At 70.5% G+C, this 1,397-nt stretch carries 2 protein-coding genes; both read left to right on the top strand.

Annotation, left to right across the window (positions count from 1 at the left end; translation table 11 throughout):
- Positions 1-22 precede the first annotated feature (22 nt).
- Positions 23-502, top strand: coding sequence for a 6,7-dimethyl-8-ribityllumazine synthase (gene ribE, locus PKE44_RS17425; RefSeq protein ID WP_324553800.1), 480 nt, complete (start codon positions 23-25; stop codon positions 500-502).
- A gap of 2 nt (positions 503-504) precedes the next feature.
- Positions 505-1,392: a transcription antitermination factor NusB gene (nusB, locus tag PKE44_RS17420; RefSeq protein ID WP_324553798.1), complete on the top strand. Its 888-nt coding sequence runs from the start codon at positions 505-507 to the stop codon at positions 1,390-1,392.
- The last annotated feature ends 5 nt before the right edge of the window (positions 1,393-1,397 follow it).

Raw genomic sequence — 1,397 nt, 5'->3', positions numbered from 1 at the left:
CCGTTCCGATGGAGATTCCCCGATGCCCACGACGCTGAAGAATTACCAGGGTGACTTCCAGGCCCCCGACGCGCGTTTCGCGATCGTCGCCGGACGCTTCAACAGCTTCATCGTCTCCAGCCTGATCGAGGGCGCCGTCGATGCGCTGGTGCGCCACGGCATCGCCCGCGAACGCATCGAGGTCATCCACGCCCCCGGCGCCTTCGAAATCCCGCTGGTCGTGCAGCGCCTCGCCGAGCGCGAGCGCTATGACGGCATCATCGCCGTCGGTGCCGTGATCCGCGGCGGCACGCCGCACTTCGACTACGTCGCCGGCGCCTGCGTCAACGGCATCAGCCACGTCGCGCTCGCCCACGACATCCCGGTCGGCTTCGGCGTGCTGACCGTCGACACCATCGAGCAGGCCATCGAGCGCGCCGGCACCAAGGCCGGCAACAAGGGCGCCGAGGCGGCGCTGTCGGTGCTGGAGATGGTCAGCCTGCTGCGCGCACTGGAATCCTGAGCATGGCCCGTGACACCGCACGCGCCGGCGCCGGCAACCGTGCCCGCGGCTGGGCGCGCCGCTACGCGCTGCAGGCGCTGTATCAGTGGCAGAAGGGCGGGCAGGACATCGCCCGCATCGAGGCGCAGTTCCTCGGCGATCTCGGCGTGCACCAGCTGATGGTGGCGCTCGAAGCCCGGCTCGCCACGCTGCCGGCGGCCCAGGCCGAAATCGCCGCGGCCACCGAAACCTTCGACGACGCTGAAACCGCCGAGCGGCTGCGCGTGCTGCGCGTGGCCGCCGAACGCGGGGCACGCGCGCTGCCCGGCGTGCGCGAGGGCCTGGTCGATCCGCTGGCCGTGCAGGGTGCCGTCGTGCAGGAACTCGCCGCCGTGCCGAATCCGCCGGCCCCGGCCGTGGCCGCCGCACTCGGACTCGAACTCGCGATCCGGCGACTGCTGCGCCAGCTGATGCAGGAACTCGAAGCCCGCGGAGCCTACGGCGCCGACATGGCGTATCTGAACGGCCTCAACGAACGCGAGCTGCTCGGGCGCGAGGCGGTGATGCCGGATGCCGCCCGCCTGAACGAGGCGGTCAGCGAGGTCGTGCTCGCCGATCGCGCCATGCTGAAGGCCGATACCGGCTATTTCAGCACGCTGCTGCGCGGCATCCCCGATCGCCTCGATGCGCTGAACCGCCTGCTCGCGCCCTGGCTCGGCCGCCCGGCCGATCAGGTCGATCCGATCGAGAAGGCCATCCTGTGGATCGCCGCCTGGGAGCTCACCGAGTCGAAGGACGTGCCCTGGCGCGTCGCGATCAACGAGGCGATCGAACTGGCGAAGCGCTTCGGCGCCGAGCAGAGCCACAAGTTCGTCAACGGCGTGCTCGACAAGATCGTGCAGCAGCGCTGAAGCCC

This window comes from Plasticicumulans sp. (assembly GCF_035331805.1).
Classification (GTDB): Bacteria; Pseudomonadota; Gammaproteobacteria; order Competibacterales; family Competibacteraceae; genus Plasticicumulans.
Note: the sequence above shows the minus strand (reverse complement) of the source record. Positions and strands in the feature narration are given on the sequence as shown.

Bases quoted from the DNA above. Each gene is read 5' to 3' on its own strand.
- ribE (WP_324553800.1), top strand. From the start codon at position 23: ATGCCCACGACGCTGAAGAATTACCAGGGTGACTTCCAGGCCCCCGAC.
- nusB (WP_324553798.1), top strand. From the start codon at position 505: ATGGCCCGTGACACCGCACGCGCCGGCGCCGGCAACCGTGCCCGCGGC.